The sequence below is a fragment of the Eubacterium sp. 3_1_31 genome, assembly GCF_964249515.1.
Classification (GTDB): domain Bacteria; phylum Bacillota_I; class Bacilli_A; order Erysipelotrichales; family Erysipelotrichaceae; genus Longicatena; species Longicatena caecimuris.
Map to the genome: position 1 here is coordinate 1 of NZ_CAXUBY010000082.1, position 5,520 is coordinate 5,520.

Genomic DNA, 5,520 nt, shown 5'->3' on the forward strand with positions numbered 1-5,520 from the left:
GGGGGAAAAGGGGGAGCCAAAGAGCGGCCCCAAAGGGGCCTTAAAGAGAAAGTCACCTCCCCCTTTTCCCCCTCGCTCTGGGGCATGGAAATGATGGAAAACCTTTCAGGTTTACCACATTCCCACACCCCGCCGCTCACCCCCATAACCCCCTCCGACTTTCTCCCTGTCCGAGAGAGAATATTTTATTATTTTTCTCCCTGGCCTAAAGGCCATAGGGGGGCATATATTATCAATATATTTTATTCCCTATTTTACAACCCACTAACTCCCTGCCATCTCCCATACCCCATAGGGGGGCATATATTATCAATATATTTTATTCCCTATTTTTACTGTTATTATAGCCTGTCCGGGCGGCTCTTGCAAGGCCCCCTGACAGGCTTCTTTTACAGCTCCATACCACCCCAGGTATGGCCCCGTTCCTGCTCTCTTTCCGGCTGCTGCACCTCTGGCATAGGTAGTAGCTCACGCGCCTTTTCGACCAGGAGCCGGAACTGCTCTGGCAAGTGCCGATCCAGGAAATCCAGCACCGCCCCGATCCCTTCCTGAAGCCGCGCCGAAAACCCGCGCTCCCGGCTCAAATCTTCTTCCAGATATTCGACCTGCACTTTGAGCTGCCGATTTTCATTTTCAAGCCGCTGCCGCTCCTGGGCCTCCTTCAGCTTTTCTTTCGTCGAGGGGATTTTCTGCTGAAGCTGCTGGTTTTCTACCTTCAGCTCCCGCACCTTCTGCTCTGCCGCCGCGCCCCGGATCACCGCCGCCTTCAGCTCCTTCACCTGCTCCACCGTCACGCCCTTGACGGCCCCTGTCAGCGTCTTTTCCGGCTGTATTGCGTCCAGATCGGGCTTGACCTTCTCAACCGCTTTCAGCAACTTCACATTCCCTTGCAGGGCCTTCCTCTGCTTTTCCAGGGCCGCAATTTCCTGCTCTGCCGCTATCACCTGTTCCTGGATAGCTTCAAGCCGCTGGGCCGCTGCTCTGTACTCTGGCAGCTCCATATGAGGCCGACCACCGCCCAAGCTGATAATCTCAAACTCGTGCGCCTGGGCGATTTCCGTTAGGGCTTCTTTCTCCCGTTCCATCCAAGCTTTCCATTCCGTCTGCTTCCGGCCCAACCCTTCAAATCCCTGCTGCTTTAACGCTTGTTTCATTGATACCCGCGTCGAAAGGCCCCGGCTCTGCTCCGTTGCCACCGGCACGAAGTCCACATGGAGGTGGGGCGTGGCCTCGTCCATGTGCAGCACCATATTGAACACCCGCAGATGAGGATTGCGCTCCTGGAAGGACTCTGCAAACTCTTTGAGAGCTGCCGCCGCCCGTTCCCCTCCAGGGGAGCCACACCCGCAGTCGGTCAAGTTGCCGATCTGGAATATAGCTTCGTGAAATAGCTTCTCCTGCTTGCTCTGCCGGATATGCTCATAGTAGTCTGGTATCTTATCCCTGGTCTTTTTCTTTTTGGCGTTGTAGTCGGCCAGGGCTTCATCGAAAAGTTCGTGGTACACCTTTTTCAAATCCTCGTTGCAAAAGATGACATTCTGCCCCGACCTGCTCCGGTCTACATTCGCCGCTGAAAAGCTCCTGTTGTTGTGCCGGATACTTCCCCGACCTGTCATTCCCGAAATGGTTGTGCCTATAAAATCACCCGTCCCTTTCCTGTAAAAGCCTATATCCTACTACTCTTATTTTACCATAACTGGCCGCAGGCCACAACCTCTTTGTTACTTTCTTGTGAGAAAGTAACGCAAAAGCACTTTCACACCGCCGCCCCGTTTGGGCGTCAGTATGAAAGTGCTTTTGCGCGCTCCCGCGGGGGTTCGCCGGAGTTGCCAGCCGCTACGGTTTCCCGCTGCTCCCAGCCAGCTCCGGCCGGGGACGCGGCCCCCTATAATGTCGATTATTCTACCATCAACTTTCTCTATTATTTTTCATCATCTAATAATTGTACCCGTACCACATCCAAAATATGGCCGGGGTAACTCTCCTGTACTAATCCAGTAAAAGATACCGAGATTATATCTCCTATGTCAAACTCTTCTACTTGCATTTCTGTTCCACGCCATACAAGTTCCGTTTCAGCTATTACAGAAAAAGTAAATGCACCTCGATAGTTAATATCGTTTATATCCAGACCTTCTACTGTAAAATTATTCCCATTTATCTCCGTTATGGTAGCATAAAATGTTTGCGGAATACTCGAAGAGCCTGGACTTTCTTCTATCCTATCATAAGCAGTTTTATAGCCGACAAAGTAAAACCCAACAGCAACAGAAACTAAAACAATAACGGCTATAATTGTCTTTTGATACCTTTTCATTTCATGCTCCTTTCTCAACCCCGAAACAACTTACTAAACCAGCTACGCTTTTGCTCCGGCTCCTGGCCTTTCTGATCTGCTCCGGCCTCCTCAGTAAGGAGCTGCTGCTGGATCGTCCCTGCGTGAAGAGCCTGGGCCGCTGCCGCTGTCTGCTGGGCGGCGGCCAGCGCGTCAGTGAGCCGGGTAATGGTCTGGGCCTGCTGCTCGATCTGCCGGTCTTTTACTTCAAGCTGCCCTTGTAGCGTGTCGATGGTGGCCTGTAAAACGCAAACTAAATCGCCAACTTCGTGGTTTTCGGTTTGCGTTTTAGTTTGCGATTGGTTTTCGATTTCAGTTTGCGATTTTTCAGAAAAAGCCTGTTTTATCAAGGCTTCCTGGTGTTCATCAATCGCAAACTGGTTTCCGTTTTTTCGCAAACCTGATCGCAAACCAAGGTTCGCGATTTGCTTACTTACCGCTGTCTTTGATACCCCTATCTCGTCGGCTATCTGCCGTATCGTTTTCATACTTTCACGAACAGGCCCACAGGACACACACCCTTAAACCCAGGCGTAGATATGTACCAGCAAGCAGGGCCTGTCGGCTCCCAGGCTACTTCAAGGGTAATCTCGTGCCAGCCATCTGGAAACAGAGCTGTAAATCCCTCTCCTGCGTGTATGCCGCGCCCTTCCAAGAGCAGACGAGGGTGCGGATCATCGTCTGCCGGATCGGGAAGCTGTATCTGCGCGATCCTCTCTTTATCCCAGCTCATAGACCTTTCCTCCTTCCCCTAAAATAAGTCGCTATGCGATCCCGTCCGGGTAAGATATAAAATCAGCTCGTCCCCGTCCACTTCGTAGATCAGCAACCAATCCGGCGTAATGTGGCACTCACGACACCCCGCATAGTCCCCGGAAAGCTGGTGATCCCTGTTCTTCTCCGGCAACGGATCCCCCGCAGCCAGCTTTTTAATAATATCGGTCAGCAAAGAAATATCAAAGCCGCGCTTTTTCACACGCTTCAAATCCTTCTGAAACTTTGTGGTTGGTCTTATGTTATACATCGGCAAGCAGCTCCTCCATCATCTGATCGACATTGGAATAAGTCTTGCCGAGGCTCGGATCGGCCTTCATTCTCTTTACTTCCTGGATTGCTTCGACGGTTTCTGCGTTCGGCACATCGCCGCTGATTTCAAAGGGTATTCTATACTCTCTCACCGCCTTACGAGCAAAAACATTGAATGCCGTTGTCATCGTCATTCCCATATCAGCACAGAACGCCTCAAACTGCCGCTTCAAATCTGCGTCCATACGAATGTTAATATTTGTATTCGCCATAGATAGCAACTCCTTTCACTCTTATTATATACATTGTATCATTTTTTATTTACAATGTCAATACATTTTCCTGCCCGTTTCCCCAAGCCCTGGCTCTTAAACTTCTGCCCTGGTATGTACGCATTTAGGTGGCAAAAAAGCCTTGATTTATGCGGCTTTCCGGGCGCGGTAGAGAAGGGGCCGGTATTTACCCTCGGAGGGCTGAAAACGGCTTCTAAAGCGTAACAGGGGCCTTTCTGGGCCTTATTCCTGGCCTCCATTGTGCAGCGCGTCCAGGAGCCAATCGCTTAACTCCTGGGAAGGGGACACCTGCACTGTTATATGCCCATTTTCAAAGCGTACCGCTGGCGGCGGGCAATCCCACCACTTACGGACGGTTTTCGGATCAAGGCCAGTTTCCCGGTGACAGTCAGCCTTGCGCCCCTCCGGGTGCTGCTGCCGCCATTCATAAACCCGCACCTGAGCCGTTCCGCTGCCTTTAGGCCGCCCGTTCCCTTCTCTCCAATCCTTTTTCCCTTGCTGTTTCGCTTTAATATCCCGAATAGCTCTTGCAATTTCAAGATGATCTGCTTGTCTTTGAAAATTACGCTTATTGACAGGCATAGTCAGGCCGGAGAGCTTCGCTATATCGTCCCTGGGGAATGTCACATAGTCCTCATTGAACATTTCCAGAGCGCACACCACATCATCTTTTGTAAAGCGGTTTATATCCTCCACGCTCATATCATCGTAAGGCCGGAGCAGCGCGAAAGCGTCCCGGCGCAGCTCGTCCTCGTCTATCCCGCATTTTTTCGCATAAATCGCCAGCGTCATAATGCCATAGAAACGATGGCCCACCCGGATTTCATCGGCGATCCGGTGCAGCCACCAGTCGTAAAGGTCACGCTTAACCGTCCATCGGCCCCGCCGCTCCTTCTTGACGATCCGCCGCTCATACCAATCCGGGTACTTCTCTTTCGCCTCGGCCAGCGACAGGCGGCTCTTTCTCATAAGCCCCTCAAGCCGCTGCTGTTCCCCGTTGCTGTCCGGGATATAATCAAGCAGCCACGCCAGCTCCACCGGCCCGCCGAGCCGGAACGCCCTCACAGGATACTCACGCCCCAGCTTCGAGCCGGAGCCGACCACCCGAAAGCCCTGCAAAATCCCCTGCATTTGCGGCTCCTTGATAGTGGAGGTAAACTTATTCCAAATCTGCCGGGTAAGGGAATATTTCAGCTCTTTCAAGCATTTCTGGTTGTACGGGTACATAGGCACCGGCTCTTTCAGCACATAATACAGGTGAAGCCCTGTCCCGCTGTTTACAACAAAGGTTGCCTGGGGCAAAATATCCTTATTCATCTGGTGCAGCGTGTCCCGGAGCTGAGGCATACCCACCCCGTCCAGGTCAAAGACCAGAGCATAGAGATACCGGGCATTTTTGCCACACCGCCGCCGCCCAAAATAAGAAATCGGGGACATAATCGTAAAATCGGTGTCTTGCAGCTCCCGCAGCTCGTCCAGCTCGTCAGTGATGGTACAGCGTTTCGCTTTACCGTCCCCCTCGATCTGCAAGGCAATCCCCGTTGCCTTGTCAACCTCACCTTTCGGCACCGTCACCGCAATTCCATTTCCCTTCCTGTCCTCAAAATGACCCTTCCTCTCGAAAGATCCTTCCGGGAAGATCTCACGATAAAACTCATACGGCTCCACCGGCTCCAAAAACTTCTCTAAATGCTCGTTCTTTTCCCTGTAAAGTTCCCGCAGCCGTTCCAGAGCTTCTTGCTGATCCGCCATTCCTTACACCTCTTTTCGTACATTCTGCAAACCCACAGGGGGAAAAGGGGGAGCCAAAGAGCGGCCCCAAAGGGGCCTTAAAGAGAAAGTCACCTCCCCCTTTTCCCCCTCGCT

General features: G+C 52.0%; 7 protein-coding genes. All 7 read right to left on the reverse strand.

The genetic code is table 11. From position 1 onward, the window contains the following. Positions 1-389: 389 nt before the first annotated feature. The gene (locus ACESSZ_RS16195; protein ID WP_499842900.1) at positions 390-1,616 is read right to left on the reverse strand and encodes a plasmid recombination protein; all 1,227 of its coding nucleotides are present in this window, start codon (positions 1,614-1,616) and stop codon (positions 390-392) included. A gap of 305 nt (positions 1,617-1,921) precedes the next feature. After that, entirely contained in the window at positions 1,922-2,317 is a 396-nt protein-coding gene (locus ACESSZ_RS16200; RefSeq protein ID WP_148430744.1) for a DUF3221 domain-containing protein, read from the reverse strand. A 14-nt stretch (positions 2,318-2,331) separates the two neighbouring features. After that, positions 2,332-2,823, reverse strand: a complete 492-nt coding sequence (locus ACESSZ_RS16205; RefSeq protein ID WP_148430746.1) for a hypothetical protein — start codon at positions 2,821-2,823, stop codon at positions 2,332-2,334. Beyond that, complete coding sequence (locus ACESSZ_RS16210) at positions 2,820-3,068, reverse strand: hypothetical protein (RefSeq protein WP_087295647.1); 249 nt, start codon at positions 3,066-3,068, stop codon at positions 2,820-2,822. The genes ACESSZ_RS16205 and ACESSZ_RS16210 overlap by 4 nt, the downstream gene beginning before the upstream one ends. Before the next feature lie 18 nt (positions 3,069-3,086). Continuing rightward, positions 3,087-3,359, reverse strand: a complete 273-nt coding sequence (locus tag ACESSZ_RS16215; RefSeq protein WP_148430750.1) for a type II toxin-antitoxin system YafQ family toxin — start codon at positions 3,357-3,359, stop codon at positions 3,087-3,089. Then, complete coding sequence (locus ACESSZ_RS16220) at positions 3,352-3,633, reverse strand: type II toxin-antitoxin system RelB/DinJ family antitoxin (RefSeq protein WP_087295645.1); 282 nt, start codon at positions 3,631-3,633, stop codon at positions 3,352-3,354. The genes ACESSZ_RS16215 and ACESSZ_RS16220 overlap by 8 nt, the downstream gene beginning before the upstream one ends. A 243-nt stretch (positions 3,634-3,876) precedes the next feature. Beyond that, on the reverse strand, positions 3,877-5,406 hold the full coding sequence (locus tag ACESSZ_RS16225; protein WP_148430752.1) for a hypothetical protein: 1,530 nt from the start codon (positions 5,404-5,406) through the stop codon (positions 3,877-3,879). Positions 5,407-5,520 lie beyond the last annotated feature (114 nt).

What these genes read in the sequence shown, in the direction of transcription:
- ACESSZ_RS16195 (WP_499842900.1), bottom strand. Translation starts at nt 1,616, where the DNA reads ATGACAGGTCGGGGAAGTATCCGGCACAACAACAGGAGCTTTTCAGCG.
- ACESSZ_RS16200 (WP_148430744.1), bottom strand. Translation starts at nt 2,317, where the DNA reads ATGAAAAGGTATCAAAAGACAATTATAGCCGTTATTGTTTTAGTTTCT.
- ACESSZ_RS16205 (WP_148430746.1), bottom strand. Translation starts at nt 2,823, where the DNA reads ATGAAAACGATACGGCAGATAGCCGACGAGATAGGGGTATCAAAGACA.
- ACESSZ_RS16210 (WP_087295647.1), bottom strand. Translation starts at nt 3,068, where the DNA reads ATGAGCTGGGATAAAGAGAGGATCGCGCAGATACAGCTTCCCGATCCG.
- ACESSZ_RS16215 (WP_148430750.1), bottom strand. Translation starts at nt 3,359, where the DNA reads ATGTATAACATAAGACCAACCACAAAGTTTCAGAAGGATTTGAAGCGT.
- ACESSZ_RS16220 (WP_087295645.1), bottom strand. Translation starts at nt 3,633, where the DNA reads ATGGCGAATACAAATATTAACATTCGTATGGACGCAGATTTGAAGCGG.
- ACESSZ_RS16225 (WP_148430752.1), bottom strand. Translation starts at nt 5,406, where the DNA reads ATGGCGGATCAGCAAGAAGCTCTGGAACGGCTGCGGGAACTTTACAGG.